This window comes from Micromonospora sp. NPDC049101 (genome assembly GCF_040648675.1).
Lineage (GTDB): Bacteria > Actinomycetota > Actinomycetes > Mycobacteriales > Micromonosporaceae > Micromonospora.
In genome coordinates this window covers 85,114-104,608 of the sequence record NZ_JBEZED010000029.1, presented here as the reverse complement: position 1 = coordinate 104,608, position 19,495 = coordinate 85,114, and the positions used below count along the sequence as shown (strand labels likewise).

The following is a 19,495-nucleotide window of genomic DNA, read 5'->3' as shown; positions in this document are numbered from 1 at the left end:
GTCCAACTCGCCATGCCACTGATCGACATCAACGTCCGTCACAGGCAGACCAACGAACGCGAGCCGAACTCGATTCGCCTACTGCCGTTGCAGTATTAGCGGACATGGTCGGGCGGCGATACCTCAGGCGCTTTGGCCCGGACACGCAGGCAGCCCGTCGGCTGGCGTGGAGTAGCGGAGCCGGGCCGCGCCAACCAGACAAGCCGTGGGTTATGAGGGTGGGAAGATTTGGCCGGCGGCCGACCGGCACGGCCTGGACGACGTGCACCAGCTGCCCACGTCCGGCCGCAGAGCGCGTCACGGTCGTCGAGCTCCGGGTGCGGCGGCGCGCATGGTGTCCGGCCACCCCTCCACCGTCAAAGGCGCTTCGCGTCGCAGGCAACGGCCACAGACCGGTCGCCCTTGAGTAGCGGAGCCTCTGCGACCCTATGCGGTCAGGAGTCAAGCGGCAGGCCGGTACCTGCCCGCACGAGGCGCACGCTGCCGCACCCGTCATCGACTCGAGGGCAGTGTGAGCGAGCGTCAAGGCCGCCTCGACGTCTAACGAGCCGAACGGAGGAGACGGCATGTGCCGGACATGGCTACCCTTGATCACGGAGCCGGTCGGTTGAACCCAGTGTTGACCCACTGGGCCGTGGTGCTGATTTTCCTTAGTTTGGCTTGCATCTCAACCCTGGTCTCAGTGTCCGTATCGGCAATGAGTCCTGAGAGCAAGGTGAGCCGGATGGTAGCAACGCTTGTCACCGTTGTTATGTCTGTCGAAGCAGGTCTGATGACCAACTTGGCAGCGTCAGCACTGGGTTGAGTCGATCGTCTCCACCCCAGTTACCCTTCCGAGTCGTATGGCAATTGGCAGGCCGGAGATGACGGGGTGGACACTGTGACTGGACGTGAGATCGCCGAAGTGGGAACCTGCGAGACCTGTCATGATCCAGTTGACCCTACGAACGCGCAAGCCGTGGCGTACCACACTTTGCGTACCAACGATGCCGCCTGTGACGCGTGCTGGCACTGCTGGAACAAGCCTCGTTGTTACAGGTGCTTCAACGCCGACTGCGAGTGCTCAAACCACTAGATGACCGGGACGTCGGCAAGCACCGACTCAACATCCCGTTGACGCCCAACCGCGGCCACTTCGCCTCCTGGAACGGCACCGCACCGCTGGACACCTCGTCTGGCGACCAGAAACGCCACCGACTGTCCGGGCCGGAACCGGCGCATCAACCGGTTCCTGCACATCACGGCGATCGTCCAGGTGCGGCACGACACCGAAGGTCGCGCGTATTACCGGCGCAAACTCGCCGCCGGCAAGACTCCGATGGAAGCCATACGCCGCCTGAAACGACGCCTGTCCGACGCCGTCTACAAGCAGATGATCAAAGACGCCGTCTTTGCGAGGACGGGCCCGCCGAACAACTGCCTAGAACACCACTACTCGCCGCCCCTTGACACAGAGGGGTGCCAGATGAGCGCGCCCGCTAGTGGCGCCATTCGGTCGGCCAGGACCCGAGGCGGGGTATCCCTTGACTCTCGACCCGGTCGAGGGCTGCCCCTTCCTGGGTGACGTCTGAAGCGCGCGACCAACGATCAGTCCCTCCCGCGATTGACCTGGAGATGCTGCGGCCGGTACTGCGCGGCGGCTGGGGAGCGGATACCTGTGACCCGCACGATGTGCAGGATTGGCACACCGGCAACCCAGCCCGTGGTCAATGCGGGGTGACTGCCTTGATCATTCAGGACCTGCTCGGCGGAGAGCTGATCCTCGGCGAGGTCCTCGCCGGAGACGCCAAGCTCGGGTACCACTACTGGAATCGATTGGCCGACAGCCGCGAGGTCGACCTGACAGCTGACCAGTTCCAGCCACCGGAAGTCGTTGTCGGCGGTCATGGCCAGCAACGCCCGCCGGGCCCACCTCGGCGATGCCGCGTAGGAACCGTGTGGCGGCGATGTCGCCGCCCACGTCGACCGCGACCGGCGCGAAACGACAGCGCCGACTCAACCGCACGGGCCGTCTCCGGCGAGCCTGAAATGATCAGGCGCAGATTCTCGCCCGCCACCCGCTGACCGTAGGCGAACCGAGGCGCCTCCGGGTTGCCGGTTGATCACCTACGGGCCGGATCCGTCCCGGTTTCCGGCGTGGTCGATCCGGCCCGGACCGTGTCATGCTGCACGGACCCGAACGGAGGACGACGATGGCTGCTGGCGATGCGGTACAGGTGCGGCCGGCGCGAGGGTCGCTGCGACCGCTGGTGTCCGGGGCGACGCTGGTCGCGCTCCTGGCGTTGCTGTTCGGGCTGCCGTGGTGGACGTTGACGGTGGCGGCGCGGTGGCCGGCGCCGGTGGTGGCTGCCGGCACGAGCGTGTTCGTCGTCGCGCTGGTCGCGTTCCCCGTTCTGATGTATCTCGGGCACGGCCGCCGGCGGCTGGACGCGGCGGCCCGCGCGGGGGACAAACTCCTTGGCCTGGTCTGGATCCTGTTCGTCTGGGCGCTGCTCAGCAACGTGGCCCGGCTCCCGCTGGCCGCCGCGGGGGTCGCCGATCCGGTGCGGTCGCGGGCTGTGGCGGTCGGTGTAGCGGTCGTCTCGGTCGTCCTGGCCGTCTGGGGGTACGCCGAGGCGATGCGAGTGCCCCGGGTCCGGCGGGTGGACGTCACCGTGGATCGGCTGGGTGCGGGTCTCGACGGAGTCCGGGTGGTGCTGCTGACGGACACCCACTACGGACCGATCGACCGTGCCCGCTGGTCCGCGCGGACCACCGAGGTGGTCAACGGGTTGGCTGCCGACATCGTCTGCCACACCGGCGACATCGCCGACGGTACGGTCGACCAGCGCCGGGGGCAGGCCGCGCCGCTGGGCGCCGTCCGGGCCGGGCTGGCCCGGGTGTACGTGACGGGCAACCACGAGTACTACGGGGAGGCGGAGGGCTGGGTCGAGCACATGCGGACCCTCGGCTGGGAGCCGCTGCACAACCGGCACCTTGTGGTGGAGCGGGGCGGCGCCCGGCTCGTCGTCGCCGGGGTCGACGACGTGACCGCCGCCTCGTCCGGCGTCGCCGGTCACCGCGCCGACCACGCCGCGGCGCTCGCCGGCACCGACCCGCGGCTGCCCGTGCTGCTGCTGGCGCACCAGCCCAAGCAGATCGACGACGCGGTCGCGGCCGGCGTGGATCTGCAACTGTCCGGGCACACCCACGGCGGCCAGATGTGGCCGTTCCACTACCTGGTCCGGCTCGACCAGCCGGTCGTGCAGGGCCTCAGCCGGCATGGCCAGACCCAGCTCTACACGAGCCGGGGGACCGGTTTCTGGGGTCCGCCATTCCGGATCTTCGCGCCGAGCGAGATCACCCTGCTCACCCTCCGAGCGAGGTAGCCCCGACCGGGCCCAACACCTACCGCCTCACCTGAACGTGACCGGGATTCCCCGGTCAACTCCGCTGGCTACCCGGGCCCAGGGATCCACCCGCATGCACCCATGAGGTCGACGAACAGTTCTTGCCGGAGACGATGGGGTGGATCCATCGCGAGCGGCGCAGCGGCGGGATGGCACTCACCGACAGAGTCTCCGTCGTGAGGCGTTGGTCGCGAGGGCGATCCCGTCCTGTTCCGCCGGTTGGGTGCCGACCCGGGACGTGAACTGGGAAACGACGTCAATTGAAGGGTGTCAGGGCAGGTTGTCAGCGGTCGTGTTGGTAGCCGACGCCGGATCGCGGCGTGGTGGGCGGGAAGCGCGACGGCGGCCACGTCGTGGACGACGGAGTCCAGTAGGCGCTGGACGCGGGGCTGCTGGCGGGAGACGAGTCGAATGTCGTCGATGATCATCGCTAGGATGGTGTCGTACGAGATGCTTCTCATCCGAGCGCGGACAGTGCCGTCGTCGTCGCGGACGATGTGGGTCGGGTCGGGCGGGTGGCGAGCCGGCGCAGGAGGTCGTGTGCCTCCTGCACGGCGCGTGCGGCGGTGGTGACGTCGTTGATGTCGGGGGACAGCGCGCGTTCGGCGATGTCGGCGAGCTGGCGGAAGCCGAAACCGAGGTCCTGGCCCGGGGTGCGTTCCACGCCGATGGTCACGCCCTGTTCGGCCGCCTCGACTGGCACGGGGCGAGGCGTGGCGTCGGCGGCCCGGGGGATGTGCAGCAGCGGTGCTCCCGCGACGACGAAGTCACCCGGTGTGGGCACGACGGTGATGGCGCAGTCGTGCTCGCGGGCCAGCCGCGCGAGCAGGGGGAGACCGACGTTGCTGACCATGCCGGGTTCTGAGGCCGGCACGGTCTGTATCACCGCACCGAGGACAACGACCTGGGGGTCGTCGGGCGAAGGAAGGCCGGCTATCGATCGTCGGGTCTGCGCGCCGATGGAGCCGATGATGTGCGACACCCGCATCGCCGTGGTGATGTGGTGCAGGTAGTAGATGAAGGTGGCGCTGCTGACCAGGACGAGCGCTATCGACACCGCCAGGGACAGCTCGGGGCAGCCCCTGGTTCGCCTGGTCCGGTAGCGCGGCCAGCACCACCATGGCGAACATGAACGTCGCGAACCCTGTTGAGCTGCTGTGCGAGCAGATCGCGGGCGCGTCGCCTGATGTGTTGCAGGCGATGATCAAAACGTTCGCGCAGGAGGTAAGTCCGCCGAGGCCGACGCGATGTGCGGCGCGCACGCTGCGTCGTCGGACCGGCTTCTTGTCGTACCTTCTCGACGAGGCGCTCCCGACGTCGCCGTGCCGCCTCCCAGTAGGCGGCCAGTTCGCCCGAGATCAGCACCTCATCGGCGGCGCTCCAGAAATAGTGCGGGTCATCGCCTAACAGTCCGAAGTCGAGATCGCCGTCAGCCAGGCGAGCCTCGGCCGCTTGAGTGTCTGCCCCGTACCTCAGCAGTTTGTCCGCAGCCCGCAGGTAGGTCGCCAGCGCTCCCGGAGGGTTGCAATGCAGCCCGTCCGGAAGCGACAGCTGGTCGAGACCACCAGACTCAGGCTGACGGTGAACCATCTCCCTGCCACGGACCTTGACGCGAGTGCACTCCGGGTCGGCGTGCCACACCTGCCCCGTCTTCGTCGTCCACATCTGAACGGACACGCCCGCCCAAGGACCCAACGGCAGATCGGCCAGGGTGACCTCACCACCATTCCGATGATCATCGCGTACCAGGTGCATAGCGACCACTCGCCTACCACATCGCGGCCACACCCGGCCGATCATGGGTGAAGGACCTGAGGTCGTCGATCCAGCTCGCGGGTGCCGAAGCCGTCGCGGAAGGCCCGGACGAAGGGCAGGTCTTGACCGGCGGGGTCCGAGATGTTCCCGTCGATGTAAGCGCTTGCCGGTGTGACCTGGGCAGGCGTCTCCTTGATCAGCGGCCGACGACTTCAGCGAGGGACCCTCCGGGCTGACTGGCACCTCCGTACAACCCGTCCGAATCGTCCTTGTCGCGGGGACGCGGAGTCGATCGGTGATGGGCCGGAGAGTCGTGGGGAATATGGGACGCCGCGGCGCGGGTGTGTCCGACGGTGCCGACACAAGTCGATTTGTGTCGCCACACTTGTTGGAACGTCGGTAGACGCCGGGGTGTCAGCCACCTCGCCGATCGGACCCACTGCGGACAAGGTCACATGCCTGGCGAGGTCGTGGGGACCTGTTGGTCGGTCACCATGCGCGGGTCGGCGCCGGTTTCGCCGATGGCGCCCGTCTTCTACGGTGCCGGTCAGCGGTCCCTCATCGTTGCCCCTTTACCGATCAGCTGACCACGCCAGATCTCGCCCGCGTCGGCCGGGCCGTCCAGGCGAAGGTCGGCGAGCTGCTCATCGAGGATCGCGCCGTGCACCTCGACCCCGCCGGAAATGTCATAGCCTGTAGTTGCCGGCCACCTAGCGAAGATCCGCGAGTAGATGGACATTTGTCCCTCGCCCTCACTCCCTCGCGGCATGTTCGTTGCCGCGTTGGTAGTCCCGCTTCGGGCTCGCTCGACAGGGCCGGAGGTCCCCGGTGAGCGGACTCTGACGGGAAGACCGTGGAGGCGTAGCCCATCGGGAAGAGGAGAGACGCCATGAAGGGACTTGTGTACGGCGGCCCCGGTTCGCGGTCGTGGACCGTGATCCCGGACCCGACGATCCAGGAACCCCGGGACGCGATCATCAGGGTCGACGCGGTCACCATCTGCGGCACCGACCTGCACATCCTCGGCGGCGACGTGCCGGAGGTCGCCGTCGGTCGAGTGCTCGGCCACGAGGCGGTCGGCACGGTTGTCGAGACCGGCAGCGGTATCAGCGGACTGGCCAAGGGCGACCGAGTGCTCGCGTCCTGCATTTCCGCGTGCGGGATCTGCCGTTACTGTCGGCAGGGCACCTACGGTCAGTGCCTGGGTGGTGGCGGCTGGATCCTTGGTCATCTGGTAGACGGGGTGCAAGCCGAGTATGCCCGGATCCCGTTCGCGGACCTGTCCACGTACAAGCTGCCGGAGCAGGTGACCGACGAAACGGCGGTGCTGCTCGCCGACATCCTGCCCACGTCGTACGAGGTCGGCGTGCTCAACGGCGACGTTCGTCCCGGCGACACCGTCGTGGTGGTGGGCGCGGGCCCGATCGGGCTCGCCGCCGTGCTGACGGCGAGGCTCTACTCGCCGGCGCGCATCGTGATGATCGACAAGGCCGAGAGCCGTCTGCAGGCGGCCAAGACAATCGGCGCGGACGACACCATCCTGGTCGGCACCGACGACCCGCTCGGCATCGTCCAGGCTCTGACCGGAGGCCTCGGCGCGGACATCGTCATCGAGGCGGTCGGCACCCCGCAAACCTTCGAGCTTTGCACCACGCTCGTCCGGCCCGGCGGCCACATCGCCAACGTCGGTGTGCACGGCAAGCCAGCGACTCTGCACCTGGAAGACCTGTGGAGCCGCGACGTCACGATCACCACGGGCCTGGTGGACACGTACTCCACGCCGCAGCTGCTCGACATGCTCGTCGCCGGCCAACTCGATGTCGGCCACCTGGTCACCCACCGGTTCGAGCTGGGCGATGTCGCCGAGGCGTACGACGTCTTCGCCGACCCGGCGCGCACCGGCGCGCTCAAGGTGGTGCTCTCGCGATGAGGATGTCGCTGCCAGCCGGCGGCTGGCCGGCGCTGACGGGCAACCTTCTTGCCTGCACACCGCCAGCCAGCCAGATCCCAGTGTCAGTGGTGATCACCACGCGCTGCACCGGTTGGCCCGTCGGGAGGGGTCGATCGGCCCTGACCAGGGCGTCCCGGCACTCGTAGCGTCGGTGGTGAGGAGAGAGGGAGGGCTGTGATGAAGGCCTGGAAAGTGGACGATGTGATGACCGAGGCGGTCGTGTCAGTGCAACAGACCGCCTCCTATCGAAGCCTGGTCGATCTGCTGGTCGGCTGCCGGTTCAGCGCGGTGCCCGTCGTGGACGACTTCCAGCGGGTCACCGGGGTCGTGTCCGAGGCGGACCTGCTGCGAAAGATCGAGTACGCGGGCGCGGAAACCCCCCGGCTGTTCGACGGCCGACGCCGGCGCGGGGCGCGAGCGAAGGCACGGGCCGGAACCGCCGCCGAGCTGATGAGCAGCCCGCCGGTCGTTGCCCTCGTCGGCACACCGCTCGCCGCCGCAGCGCGGCTGATGGACGCCGAGCAGGTCAAGCGCCTCCCGGTCGTCAACGACCTGGGCCGGCTTGTCGGCATCGTCTCCCGCGGTGACCTACTCAAGGTGTATCTGCGGCTGGACGACGAGATCCAACAGGACGTGCACACCGGTGTCCTCACCCCGTTGCTGGCCGAAGCGGCCAACAACGTAACGGTTGCGGTGGCCCAGGGTGCCGTGACGCTGACCGGACGTGTCGAGCGTTGGACGACGGCCGACACGGCTGTCCGGCTGACGCACCAGGTCGCTGGAGTCGTCGAGGTGTTCGACGAAGTCGAATTCGACGTCGACGACCGCTACACGGTTGCCCCCGGGCTCGTCTATGGCGTGGCCTGAGGCAACGAGGCAAGACCTTGCACGACGCTCGCTGACCTGCCCGTGGACTGGCCGCACCGACGGCCCGACGCGAGCCGGGCTGTTGACGCACCTGGCGGCTGATCATCGCGGTGCCTCCTGCGAGTCGCGGAGTTGGTCATCAGCCACGCCAGGACCTGGTGCGAGCTCTCTTTCGCGCCGTGGCTGGGCCAGGCCGAATTGGCAGAGCCGAACGTCCCGAACGGTCGGGCCCGAGCTCCTGTCCGATCGCGGGTAACGGGACCTTCGACCCTGTCTCGGCCGGTGCCGCACCAGGTAGACAGGGGAGATGATCCGTGTTTTCCTCCTCGACGACCACGAGGTCGTCCGACGTGGCCTGGCCGACCTGCTACACGCCGCTGGTGACATCGAAGTGGTGGGCGAGTCAGGGTTGGCCCGGGAGGCCACGGCGCGCATACCAGCATTGCGGCCGGACGTGGCGATCCTCGACGCACGGCTGCCCGACGGCAGTGGAATCGACGTGTGTCGGGACGTCCGTGCCGTCGACTCGTCGATCCGGGGTTTGATTCTCACCTCCTACGAAGACGACGAGGCGCTGTTCGCGGCGATCATGGCGGGCGCAGACGGGTACGTGCTCAAGCAGATTCGCGGCACCGACCTCGTCGACGCGGTCCGCCGCGTGGCGGCGGGACAGTCGCTGCTCGACCCAGCGGTGACCCAGCGGGTGCTGGAACGCATCCGCAACGGCGTCGAGCAGCCGCGCGAGCTGGAGACGTTGACCGAGCAGGAGCGCCGGATCCTGGAGTACGTCGCGGAAGGGCTGACCAACCGTGAAATCGCCGGGAGGATGTCTCTCGCCGAGAAGACGGTCAAGAACTACATGTCGAGCCTGCTGGCGAAGCTTGGGCTGGAACGGCGTACCCAGGCCGCCGTACTGGCCACCCGGTTGCTCGGCCAGCGCTCCTGAACCTCAGTCACCCAGCGGATCGCTCCCAGCGCAGCCGCATGCCGCGCGGATCGGCTGGTTCCACAGCGCCTTCGCTACTCAGCCTCAAGGCGCGCTCACGCAGGTTCACCAGGCCGCCAATGGCCGCGTCGGGCCCGTGCCAATCCCAATGTCGTCAACGGTGGGCAACCTGGCAGCGGTGTCTACGGCGTCGCTGATCTCGGTCCACAGGTCCGCAGCCATCGGGGTCCGCAGTTCGAAGATGGCACGCCGGATGTCCCTGATCGTGGAATCGAGTTCGTCGACTGCGGCGATGATCCGAGAGCCGACCTCCGGGTCGGGCGATCAGCGGCGGGCTGCTCTGCACCTGCAGCCCGGTGGCGAACAGCCTCTGAATCACGACGAGGGCCACGATCTTTTGGCGATCGCGACACCAGCTTGCGCCGATAAGAGTGAAGCGATGCAGGGACTGCTGGTGCTTTGGGCACGACAATGCCCGACCGGTGCACCGGCCGGGCATTGTCGATCGCTTCGGTCAGATCAGCCAGCGGTTCTTCTGCACGAAGGGCAGCTTGGCCCACTGCCGGCCCAGGCCCCAAGTGTGCCCGGCGTAGGTCAGAGCGAGCACGATGGCGCCGATCGCGTAGACGACGTGGTAGTCGGTGACCGGGTTGGTGGAACCGCTCGGCTTGCCCGCGCTGGTGTGCTGGGCGAGCGGCCATTCGGCTGCCCACATCATGGCCATCATGACGCCGGCCGCCGCCGCGGCCAGGCGCATACCGATGCCGAGGATGAGCGCGAGGCCGATACCGAGCAGGCCGAGCATGAACGCCCAGTTGGCCCAGGCGTCGCCGGCGATGCTGTGGAAGAAGCCCTGCAACGGTCCCACCTCGACATTGGCCAGGAAACCCTTGGTCGGTGACCCGCCGTTGATCCACGACTTCGCCGCAGGCGTCGCGTAGCCGAAGCCGAAGGTCTTGTCCAAGAACGCCCACAGGAAGACGAACCCGGTGGAGACTCGCAGCACGGCGAGGGCCCGGGCGGCGGTCTTGGTGAGCATGGCCCCGGGCGCCTCGACGTGTTCGAGGTGCGCCGTACGGCTCCGGTCGATGGTGTTCATCGTTCCTCCTCAATCGTTTCTTCCGCCCCTGACTCTGCTCCGATCGACACTTCGCCGCCCGGGTCGAAGCACCCGACTCGTACGGGACCAAAGTCCTGACCGCTCGGCCGAGGTGCGATGGTGTGTCTCGGCAGCTGTGGCCCGCAGGCCGTGCTCGTCGAGCGGATCGTCCACGAGCATGCGGTTCACCAATGCCCTCGCTCGGATCGCTGGGTCATCGCACGTGAGGCCACTATTCGTAGGCCACTGCCCGCAGGAAGGCTCCCGGTCCTGTCGGGCTGGAAGGGACGCCCGCCGAGCCTTGGACGCGGGGCGCCCGAAGCGGCCGGAGGGGTCACGTGATGGCGTCCGGCACAATGCGCGCCGTGGGTGCGACGAGCTGATCGAGGGCGGCGATCGCGGGCATCGGCTCGGATCTTCCGCAGCACACCGACCAGCGTGTTGATCGTGACGAGGACGATGACGGCCGTGTCGGGCAGGTCGCCCAGGATGGGGTGACCGTTCTCAGCCGCCGGTCGGGACCCGCCAGGTCAATGTTGTCCCGGTACCTTCGCGTGCGGCGCCGATTTCGAAGCTGCCGCCCAGATCTTGTGCGCGTTCACCCATGTTGACGACACCGCCACGGGCGAGGGCCGGGTCGAAGCCTTTGCCGTCGTCCTCGACGCACATGACGACTTCGCCGTCGGCGGCCCGCAGCGAAACCCGGGCATTCGTGGCTTCGGCGTGCCGGGCGATGTTCGACAGGGCCTCCCGAAGTACGGCGATCAGTTCGGGCTTGATGTCGTCGGGAATGGCGCTGTCCACCGGTCCGGAGGTGTCCAGGACCGGTCGGAAACCAAGCGTCTCGGCTGCCGTGGCCACCGCCTCGTTCAATTCGGCGCGCAGGGACGGGCCGGTAGGGGTCCGTAGTTCGAAGATCGAGCGGCGGATGTCACGGATGGTGGCGTCGAGGTCGTCGACGGCGGCGTTGATGCGCTTGGCTACCTCCGGTCTTCCGGCCTGGTGCACAGCGCCCTGCAGCTGCATGCCGGTGGCGAACAGCCGCTGAATGACCACGTCATGCAGGTCCCGGGCAATGCGCTCCCGGTCCTCAAGTAACACGAGCTGCTGACGTTCCTCCTGAGCCCGGACCCGTTCGAGGGCCAGGGCCGCCTGCCCGGCAAAGGTCGACAGCTGTGCGGCGTCTTCGTCGCCGGATGATTGCCCGGGTGGCTGAGCCACGATGAGCACGCCGTGCAGGGTGTCCGGGCCGGCGAGCGGGACGGCCATTGCCGGACCGTCCGGCACCGGCCACGGCCACTCGATGGCGGCACGAAGGTTTTCGACGGCTCGGAACTTCTCCTTCCCGAACGCTGCTGCGGCAGCCGGCTCCACGGGAACGAGCTTGCCGGCGAGTTCGCCGTACGAAGGATCGGCGCCGTCGGCCACCTCGATCGAGTATCTGGCGTTGATCTCGTCGTACAGCATGACCAGGACGAGTTCGCTGCCGGACACCTCACGGGCCCGCCGGGCGATCAGCCGCAGCGCCTCGGTGCGCTGGACGGTGCCGAGGAGCACGCTGGTGATCTCAGCCGTGGCGGCGAGCCAGCGTTCGCGGCGCTGAGCCAGTTCGTAGAGCCGGGCGTTGTCGATGGCGACTCCGGCTGCCGCGGCCAGTGCGACGACGATCTCCTCGTCGTCCTGGCCGAACTCGTCTGCGCCCTGTTTCTCGGCGAGGTAGAGGTTGCCGAAGATCTGGTCGCGGGTACGAACCGGCACGCCGAGGAAGCTGTGCATCGGTGGGTGGTGCGGTGGGAAGCCGTACGAGTCGGGGTGTTTGATGATGTCGGGCAGCCGCACCGGGCGCGGGTCGGTGATCAGCAGGCCGAGGATCCCGCGGCCGTGTGGCAGGTCGCCGATATTGGCGTGCGCGGCCGGGTCGATGCCGTGGGTGATGAAATCGCTCAGGTCGGTGCGATCGGCGCCGAGTACGCCGAGCGCGCCGTAACGGGCGCCGGCGAGCGCGCACGCTGCCCCCACGATGCGTTGCAGGGTGCTGCGCAGGTCCAGATCTGTGCCGATGCCCACGACCGCGTCGAGTAGCGATCGCAGACGCTCCCGGCTCGCCATCACCTCGCCGACCCGGTCGAGCATCTCCTGCAGGAGTTCGTCAAGCCGGACACGGGAGAGCGGGCTGAGCCCGAGCGACGGCCGTTCGATCCGGTCGTCCGCCGATGGATGGTCCACCATGACGCTGAGACTAGCGCGGACCATGGGGTTACGGCTTGACGGCCGGCCTGCCTCTGCGAAAGGCCGCCGATGGCGGCCCCGCAGAGATCGAGGGCTGTCCGCCGCTCCGTTCGGTCAGCATCGACCGATCGCTGCGGAGTGACGGCGGCAGATGCCTGGTCCAGACGCAAGGGGCGGGTAGTGGGTCAAGTCCTGGGCTGCTCTGCGGGACACCATCGCCGGGCCGTGGACCTGCGGCCGGACGATGGTGTCCCGTCGATGACTGTGCGTGGTGTCAGATGAGCCAGCGATTCTTCTGAACGATGGGCAGGGAGGCCCACCATCTGCCTAGGCCCCAGGTCTGGCCGGCGTAGGTCAGCGCCAGGACGATGCCGGCGAGGCCGTAGATGATGTGGTAGTCGACGATCGGGTTGGTCGACCCGCTGGGTTCGCCACCGCTGGTGGTCTTGTCGAGCGGCCACTCGGCGGCCCACATGAGCAGCATCATGAGCGCGCCGGCGCCGGCAGCGAGGCGCATGCCGATGCCCAACATGAAGGCGAGGCCGATGGCGAGTAGGCCGAGCATGAAGGCCCAGTTGGCCCACGGATCGCCAGCGATGCCGTGGAAGAAGCTCTGCAACCAGCCGGGGCCGACCTCGACGCCGGCCAGGAAGCCCTTGGTGGGCGAGCCGCCGTTGATCCAGGCCCGCTCCGAGGTGGTGGCGAAGCCCCACCCGAACGTCTTGTCGAGGAACGCCCACAGGAAGACGAAGCCCGTGGAGATGCGCAGCACGGCCAGCGCCCGGGCGGCGGTCGTGGTGAGCATGGCGCCGGGGGCTTCGAGGTGCTCCAGGCGGGTGGCGGTGCCCCGGCCGATGGTTGTCATGGTGCCCTCCTTCATTGATGTCCGCACCTTGAGACTGCGCCATCTCAGGGCGCGCATCCCGAGGCCATGTGCCTGACCTGAACGGGACGAAGGTCCCGTCCTGCTGTGCGACCGGGCGGCGTACTCATCGAGGGTGAAGCGCGACATAGCCGGCGGCCGACCGGGACCAACAGCCCGGCCGATGGTGTCCGGAGACCGTGCCACCGGCGGCTGCCGGGGGCCTACCTTGCGGCTATGCGTAGCGACGTGTCGAATCCTCGGAACCCACCGGTCGTGGTCGCGGTGAACGGCTCGCGCATCGGACCGGTCTTGGTTGATCTCGCGGCCGCCGAAGCGGCCCTGTATCGAGCCCCGCTGCTCATCGTGCACGTCTGGCCCGGCCGGTACACCGGCGCCTATCGCGGACGTGGGGCTGTGGCGTCACGCGCCGACGCGCAACGGCTGCTCGACCTGTCGGCGCGCCGCGCACGGTTGCTGCGGGCAGACGTGCCGGTCACGAGCTACCTCTTCGACGGCGGTGCCGCCACCTTGCTGACCGAGGCATCCCGGTCCGCCCGCCTGCTCGTGCTCGGGCACCGAGATGAGTCGTGTGCGCGGCCGACGTGGGGCTCGACGACCGCGTACCTGGCACACCACAGCGCTTGTCCGCTGATGATCTACCGCGGACCCGCGCCGTCCCAGGGACCGGTCGTGGTGGCGGTCTCGGCCCGGCCGGAGGGCGACGCCACACTCGGATATGCCTTCGCGCGGGCCGCCCTGGTGGACGCACCACTGGTGGCGATGCACATGTGGACGAGGCCCGGCGCCGCAGAGGGGATTCCGCCCGCTGTTCGCCCCGGAGCGTACGTCGAGGAACGGGCGGCTGCGGAAAAGGCGCTGGCCGAGGCGTTGGTCAGCTGGACGGCACGCTTTCCCGATGTGGCTGTCGAACGCCTGGTCGTCAGTGACTCCGAGATGGAGTACACCGTCGGACGCGCCCTGCGGCGCGGTCGCCTCATGGTGGCGGGAATCGGGCTGAGCGGCAGCTTCGCCGAGCTCCTCTGCAGCGCGCGGGAGGACCGGGCGGGTGTGCGCAGGACGAGCCCGACTGTACTGATCCCACGCATGGTCCCTGCCGCGGACACGGTCGCCACGTCGTCGCGGGCGCATGTCCGCAGCGTGCTTCATGCCATCGACACGTAGGCCATGATCAGGTCCAACGGTCCTGGGAACGGTGTCGTTCGGGCGCCTCCGCCGGTCTATCAGCTTTCACTGACGACGACGTCGGCGACGTCCCGCCGCGGGGTGGGTCGTCCGGGCGTGCCGTAGCCGATGCGCAGGGCGAGCTGCGGGTATCCGGTCCGGCCGAGGGAGCGCCGCAGCTGGTCACGGGCAGCCGGTACCTCGATCGGTTGCGAGATCATCGAGGTGGCCAGGCCGGCGTCGGTTGCGGTCAGCAGGACCTTCTGCAGGGCCTGGCCGGCGTTGATCTGGTCCACCGGCCAGTCGCCGGCCACCCCGAGGACGCCGATCAGCGGTTCGGGATCGTGCGCACGGACGGGTGCGCGGCACCGGTTGCCGAAGGCCCGTTGTGGCAGCAGGTCCTGCGGTTCGGGCAGGGGTGCGCCGGCACCCACCGGAACGCCGTCGGGCGCGTCGTCGGCGTGGATCCAGCTGATCAGCTCGGCCTGGTAGCGGGCGTCGCGGCGCAGCACCCGGTCGGCGCTGCCGGCGATCTCCGCGAAGCCGGCCAGGGCGGTCATGCCGACCAGCAGGTCGAGCCACGCGGATTCGCTGCGCGCGGCGTCGATGAGGCGGATGCGAACGTCAGCCGGCACCGGTTCGGGCCAGAACGGCGTCCGGTTGCTGTGCCGGCGGCCGATGGCGGCGTACAGGTCCTGCTCGGGGTAGGTCGGTGGCCTTGCCGGGCCGGGGATGAGCCGGGTGATCACGGCGGATTCGGCGGAGCGGGGGCGCGGGTGCACCTCGGCGGGCCGGCTGCGCATGGCGAGGGCGAGGCGGGCGTTGTAGGTGGCGGCGCCGCATGCCAGGCGGATCGCCCAGCCGGACCGGTCTGCGACGGCGAGCTGCCGTGCCGGGTCGGCGACGACCTCGATGGCGCCGTCACGCAGTCGGAACAGCCACGGCTGGCTGTTGTGCATCGACGGCGCGCGGATGCCGGCCTCCGCCGCCGCTTGCAGGTCCGCGTCGCGGTAACCGTTCACAGCGGGTCTCCTTCGCGCTGGTCGAGGGGGACGACGACAACCGGGCAAGCTGCTTCGGTTGCCACCGTCAGGGGTACGTCGTGGCCTACTCCACGGTGGTGATGACGTCGCGAGGATCGCGACGCGGTGCGGCGGGGACGGGTGCGCGGTCGGGCCGGTAGCCGAGCCGGACCGCCAGGTACGGCTCTCCGATGTGGGAGACCAGGCGGCGCAGCAGATGGCGGGGCCACTCAGGCTCGACGGCGTCGCTCAGCGGAGCGGTGGCCAGGCCGTCGGCGGTGGCCAGCAGCAGCAGCGCGGACAGCGCCTCACCGCCGCGGAGCAGGTTGACGCGCTCGTCGCCGTTGCCGAAGAGGACGACGTAGGCCGCACCCTGGTCGTGGACAGCGCCGGCGGTGAGCTTCGCCGCGGCGTCGGGGAAGAAATCGCGGACGGGTACGCGCCGCAGCTCCGGCTTGACCGCGGTGGTCGGTGGCACTCCGTCGCCGGCATTCTCCGGCCGGTTCGTCCAGCGGTGCAGGTCGGCGCGGTAGGCAGGGTCGGCCAGCTCGACGGCGGCGGCGATCTCGGCCGAGACGGCGAGCATGGCCACCTGGTCGGGCCGCACCGTGTGTAGGTAGGCGCCCTCCGCCTCGACGAAGCGGCGCAGCTTGGTCAACTCGATGTCGGCCACCGGTCGGTCGTCGAAGGCTCGCCGATCGGTGCGGCGGTGGGGGATGGCGGCGGCCATGCGTACCGCCTCGGGATCTGGTGGCACCGGCCGGCCGAGGTCGATCCGGGCTAGCAGATCGGGCCGTGCCGGGTCGGGCAGGCGTTCGACAGTCACGGACCAGCCGGCCGCGGCCAGGTAGATGCGGGCATGATGCAGGGCGGCGCCGCAGCTGAGCAGCAACAGCCGGCCGTCGGGGTCGATGCTGTCGACGCGGCGGTCCGCCTCGGCGAACAGCTCCATCGTCTCGCCGCTGATCCGCCAGTTCCAGGGCTGGGTGTTGAAGACCGACGGTGCGTGCTGTGCGGCGCGGGCGGCCTGATCGAGCGGTGTCATGGGAAAACCTCCGTATCCGTCACCACCACCTTGCTGTTTGCCCGCCCCGGCCGTTCAGGGCCGAAGGTCCCGTTCCAGCGGCCGGCCGGTACCCGCCGGGCTCCACGCCAGTGGCGGTCAGTACACCGTCAGCCCGTGATCGTGGAACTGGGCACGGACCCGATGCAGCAGCGCCTCGTCCGGCGGCGGCGTGTCCGCCAGCGGAAACGGCAGGCCGAGGGCGGCGTACTTCTGAGCACCCAGCCGGTGGAAGGGCAGCACCTCGACGCGTTCGACGGTGGGCACGCTGGCCGCGATGGACGCGACGGCGTCGACGTTGCACGGGTCGTCGGTGAGACCGGGCACGAGGACGAAACGGACCCAGATCGGCATGCCACGGTCGGCCAGGCGGTGCGCGAACCGCACGGTCGGCGTCAGCAGCCCGGTGCGGGTCACCCTCCGGTACGTGGCCGGGTCGCCGGACTTGATGTCGAGCAGGACCAGGTCGGTGGCGTCGAGCAGGGCGTCGTCGGCGCGGTCGCCCAGCAGCCCGCTGGTGTCCAGGGTGGTGTGCAGCCGCATCTCCTTGCAGTGACGCAGCACCTCGCGGGTGAAGGCGGGCTGTTGCAGCGGTTCGCCGCCACTGAGGGTGACGCCGCCGTGGGCGACCTTCAGGAAACGTTCGTAGCGGCGGATCTCGGTGAGCAGGTCGTCGACCGAGGTAGGTCGGCCGAAACGGCGGTACTGGGTGTCGGGGCTGTGGCAGTAGAGGCAGCGCAGCGGGCAACCGGCCAGGAACGCGACGAACCGGGTGCCCGGCCCGTCCACTCCGGTGGAGATGTCGAAGGAGTGGAGCGAGCCGGTCACCGGCGTGACGACGACGGCCATCACAGCGATCCGTGGAAGGTCCGGGAGATGACGTCGCGCTGCTGCTCGGCAGTGAGCTTGACGAAGTTCACCGCGTACCCGGAGACGCGGATGGTCAGCTGCGGGTACCTCTCCGGGTGGGCCATGGCGTCCTCGAGCGTCGCCCGGTTCAGCACGTTGACGTTCATGTGGAAACCGCCGCCGTCGGTGTAGCCGTCGAGCACTCCGGCGAGGTTGGTGATCCGTTCGTCGCGGGCGTGGCCGAGGCCGTCCGGGGTAACGGTGATCGTCAGCGAGATCCCGTCGCGCGCGCAGCGGTACGGCAGCTTGGCGACTGACAACGCGGCGGCGACCATGCCGTGCGTGTCGCGGCCGTTCATCGGGTTCGCGCCCGGCGCGAACGGCTCACCGGCGCGCCGCCCGTCGGGCGTGTTGCCGGTGTGCGTGCCGTAGACCACGTTCGAGGTGATCGTGAGAACCGAGAGCGAAGGCTCGGCACCCCGGTAGGTGGGTTGCCGCCGGATCTTCGCCATGAATCGTTCGACCAGGTCGACGGCGATCGCGTCCGCGCGGTCGTCGTTGTTGCCGAAGGCGGGGAAGTCCCCGTCCACGGCATAGTCGACGGCCAGACCGGTGTCGTCGCGCAGCACCTTGACGTGGGCGTGCCTGATGGCGCTCAGGCTGTCCACGGCGACCGACAGGCCGGCGATGCCGGTGGCGAGGAAACGGTGCACGGGGTAGTCGTGCAGGGCCATCTCGATGCGCTCGTAGGCGTACTTGTCGTGCATGTAGTGGATGACGTTGAGCGCGTCGACGTAGGTCTCGGCCAGCCAGTCCAGCGTCCGGTCGTACGCGGCCAGGACCTCGTCGTAGTCGAGCACGTCGTCGGCGATCGGTTCGGCGACGAAGACCCGCTCGCCGGTCATCTCGTCGCGGCCGCCGTTGATCGCGTACAACAGGGCCTTGGCGAGGTTGGCGCGGGCGCCGAAGAACTGCATGTCCTTACCCACCCGCATGGCCGACACGCAGCAGGCGATGGCGGTGTCGTCGCTGTACGCGGGCCGGATCAGGTCGTCGTTCTCGTACTGGATGGCGCTCGTGTCGATGGAGACCTGGGCGCAGAACCGCTTGAACCCCTCGGGCAGCGCCGGCGACCACAACACGGTCAGGTTCGGCTCCGGGGCCGGGCCCAGGTTGTACAGGGTCTGCAGGTAGCGGAAGCTCGTGCGGGTGACCAGTGGGCGGCCGTCGCAGTCGATCCCCCCGAGCGCCTCGGTCACCCAGGTCGGATCGCCGGAGAACAACTGGTCGTACTCGGGCGTGCGCAGGAACCGGATGATCCGCAGCTTGATGACGAAGTCGTCGACCAGCTCCTGCGCCTCCTGCTCGGTGAGCCGGCCCTCTTCGATGTCGCGCTGCAGGTAGACGTCGACGAACGTGGCGGTCCGGCCCAGCGACATCGCCGCGCCGTTCTGCTCCTTGGTGGCCGCCAGGTAGGCGAAGTACAACCACTGGATCGCCTCGCGGCCGGTGCTCGCCGGGCCGGAGATGTCGCAACCGTACCGACTGGCCATGAATCGCAGCTCCTCCAGCGCCCTAATCTGCTCGGCAAGCTCCTCACGGTCGCGGATCACGTCCTCCGACGACAGCTGACCGTCGAGCGATGCCTTGACCGCCTGGCGCTCGGCGATCAGGCGGTCCACCCCGTACAGCGCGACGCGCCGGTAGTCGCCGATGATCCGGCCCCGGCCGTACGCGTCCGGCAATCCGGTGATGATGTGCGAGCGGCGGGCGGCCAACACGCCGGCCGGGTAGGCGTCGAAGACGCCGTCGTTGTGCGTCTTGCGGTATCGGCTGAAGATCGTCCGCACGGCCGGGTCGAGGGTGAAGCCGTACGCCTGGAGACCGGCCTCCACCATCCGCAGCCCGCCGTTGGGCATGATCGCGCGGCGCAGCGGTGCGCTGGTCTGCAGGCCCACGATGAGCTCGTGGCCCTGGTCGAGGTAGCCCGGCTCGTGCGAGGTGATCGTGGACGGGGTGTGGGCGTCCACGTCGTAGACCCCGCGGCGGCTCTCCTCGACGAACATGCGCTGCAGCTGCTGCCAGATCCGCTCGGTGCGGCGCGTCGGCCCGGTCAGGAACTCCGACCCACCGGAGTACGGCTCGATGTTGTCGTGGATGAACCCGGCGACGTCGATCGTCTCGCGCCAGCCGGTGCCGCGGAACCCGCGCCAGGCTTCGTGGGATGTGGTGGCCATTGCCCCTCCTTCGTCTCCTCCCAGCCTTGCCGAGCGACCAC

Annotated in this window: 15 protein-coding genes and 2 pseudogenes; 6 read left to right on the top strand and 11 right to left on the bottom strand. The window is 68.9% G+C overall.

All coding sequences use genetic code 11. The annotated features are described in order from the left end of the window. Window positions 1–1,587: 1,587 nt before the first annotated feature. Complete coding sequence (locus AB0B57_RS30455) at window positions 1,588–1,887, bottom strand: hypothetical protein (RefSeq protein WP_357077470.1); 300 nt, start codon at window positions 1,885–1,887, stop codon at window positions 1,588–1,590. Between the two features lie 305 nt (window positions 1,888–2,192). Between AB0B57_RS30455 and AB0B57_RS30450 the strand changes: the two genes are divergently transcribed. Beyond that, window positions 2,193–3,368 carry a metallophosphoesterase gene (locus tag AB0B57_RS30450; RefSeq protein WP_357077467.1) on the top strand — a complete coding sequence of 392 codons (1,176 nt, stop codon included), beginning with the start codon at window positions 2,193–2,195 and terminating at the stop codon, window positions 3,366–3,368. 478 nt (window positions 3,369–3,846) lie between these two features. Here the strand turns inward: AB0B57_RS30450 and AB0B57_RS30445 are convergent. After that, window positions 3,847–4,461, bottom strand: a pseudogene (locus tag AB0B57_RS30445) (DUF2254 family protein); the annotation flags it as partial. A 56-nt stretch (window positions 4,462–4,517) separates the two neighbouring features. Here AB0B57_RS30445 and AB0B57_RS30440 point away from each other — a divergent pair. Further along, the gene (locus tag AB0B57_RS30440; RefSeq protein WP_357077464.1) at window positions 4,518–4,796 is read left to right on the top strand and encodes a hypothetical protein; all 279 of its coding nucleotides are present in this window, start codon (window positions 4,518–4,520) and stop codon (window positions 4,794–4,796) included. Between the two features lie 895 nt (window positions 4,797–5,691). On the opposite strand, the gene AB0B57_RS30435 is transcribed toward AB0B57_RS30440, so the two are convergent. Continuing rightward, window positions 5,692–5,883 carry a hypothetical protein gene (locus AB0B57_RS30435; RefSeq protein ID WP_357077461.1) on the bottom strand — a complete coding sequence of 64 codons (192 nt, stop codon included), beginning with the start codon at window positions 5,881–5,883 and terminating at the stop codon, window positions 5,692–5,694. A 150-nt stretch (window positions 5,884–6,033) separates the two neighbouring features. Here AB0B57_RS30435 and AB0B57_RS30430 point away from each other — a divergent pair, with 150 nt between their 5' ends. The 3 genes from AB0B57_RS30430 (at window position 6,034) to AB0B57_RS30420 (ending at window position 8,908) form a co-directional block, all read left to right on the top strand. Beyond that, the gene (locus AB0B57_RS30430) at window positions 6,034–7,074 is read left to right on the top strand and encodes a zinc-dependent alcohol dehydrogenase family protein (protein ID WP_357077458.1); all 1,041 of its coding nucleotides are present in this window, start codon (window positions 6,034–6,036) and stop codon (window positions 7,072–7,074) included. Between the two features lie 198 nt (window positions 7,075–7,272). Next, window positions 7,273–7,962 carry a CBS domain-containing protein gene (locus tag AB0B57_RS30425; RefSeq protein WP_357077455.1) on the top strand — a complete coding sequence of 230 codons (690 nt, stop codon included), beginning with the start codon at window positions 7,273–7,275 and terminating at the stop codon, window positions 7,960–7,962. A 307-nt stretch (window positions 7,963–8,269) separates the two neighbouring features. Continuing rightward, entirely contained in the window at window positions 8,270–8,908 is a 639-nt protein-coding gene (locus AB0B57_RS30420) for a response regulator transcription factor (protein WP_357077452.1), read from the top strand. A 7-nt stretch (window positions 8,909–8,915) separates the two neighbouring features. Here AB0B57_RS30420 and AB0B57_RS30415 read toward each other — a convergent pair. The 4 genes and pseudogenes from AB0B57_RS30415 to AB0B57_RS30400 all read right to left on the bottom strand — a co-directional run. Beyond that, window positions 8,916–9,314 (bottom strand): annotated as a pseudogene (locus AB0B57_RS30415) (ATPase); the annotation flags it as partial. A gap of 108 nt (window positions 9,315–9,422) precedes the next feature. Continuing rightward, complete coding sequence (locus AB0B57_RS30410; RefSeq protein ID WP_357077449.1) at window positions 9,423–10,007, bottom strand: DoxX family membrane protein; 585 nt, start codon at window positions 10,005–10,007, stop codon at window positions 9,423–9,425. 504 nt (window positions 10,008–10,511) lie between these two features. Next, window positions 10,512–12,236, bottom strand: coding sequence for a GAF domain-containing sensor histidine kinase (locus AB0B57_RS30405; RefSeq protein ID WP_357077446.1), 1,725 nt, complete (start codon window positions 12,234–12,236; stop codon window positions 10,512–10,514). Between the two features lie 274 nt (window positions 12,237–12,510). After that, on the bottom strand, window positions 12,511–13,101 hold the full coding sequence (locus AB0B57_RS30400; RefSeq protein ID WP_357077443.1) for a hypothetical protein: 591 nt from the start codon (window positions 13,099–13,101) through the stop codon (window positions 12,511–12,513). A gap of 234 nt (window positions 13,102–13,335) precedes the next feature. Between AB0B57_RS30400 and AB0B57_RS30395 the strand changes: the two genes are divergently transcribed. Then, window positions 13,336–14,283 (top strand): universal stress protein, encoded by a 948-nt coding sequence (locus tag AB0B57_RS30395; RefSeq protein WP_357077440.1) that lies wholly within the window; start codon window positions 13,336–13,338, stop codon window positions 14,281–14,283. 59 nt (window positions 14,284–14,342) lie between these two features. Here AB0B57_RS30395 and AB0B57_RS30390 read toward each other — a convergent pair whose 3' ends face one another. The 4 genes from AB0B57_RS30390 to pflB all read right to left on the bottom strand — a co-directional run bounded on the left by AB0B57_RS30390 (window position 14,343) and on the right by pflB (window position 19,454). Further along, window positions 14,343–15,305 (bottom strand): nitroreductase, encoded by a 963-nt coding sequence (locus AB0B57_RS30390; RefSeq protein WP_357077437.1) that lies wholly within the window; start codon window positions 15,303–15,305, stop codon window positions 14,343–14,345. A gap of 85 nt (window positions 15,306–15,390) precedes the next feature. Then, a complete protein-coding gene (locus AB0B57_RS30385; protein WP_357077434.1) occupies window positions 15,391–16,350 on the bottom strand; it encodes a nitroreductase in 960 nt (319 codons plus the stop codon). A gap of 117 nt (window positions 16,351–16,467) precedes the next feature. Beyond that, entirely contained in the window at window positions 16,468–17,217 is a 750-nt protein-coding gene (gene pflA, locus AB0B57_RS30380) for a pyruvate formate-lyase-activating protein (protein WP_357077431.1), read from the bottom strand. Further along, the gene (pflB, locus tag AB0B57_RS30375; protein WP_357077428.1) at window positions 17,217–19,454 is read right to left on the bottom strand and encodes a formate C-acetyltransferase; all 2,238 of its coding nucleotides are present in this window, start codon (window positions 19,452–19,454) and stop codon (window positions 17,217–17,219) included. Before pflB ends, pflA begins: the two co-directional genes overlap by 1 nt. Between the last annotated feature and the right edge of the window lie 41 nt (window positions 19,455–19,495).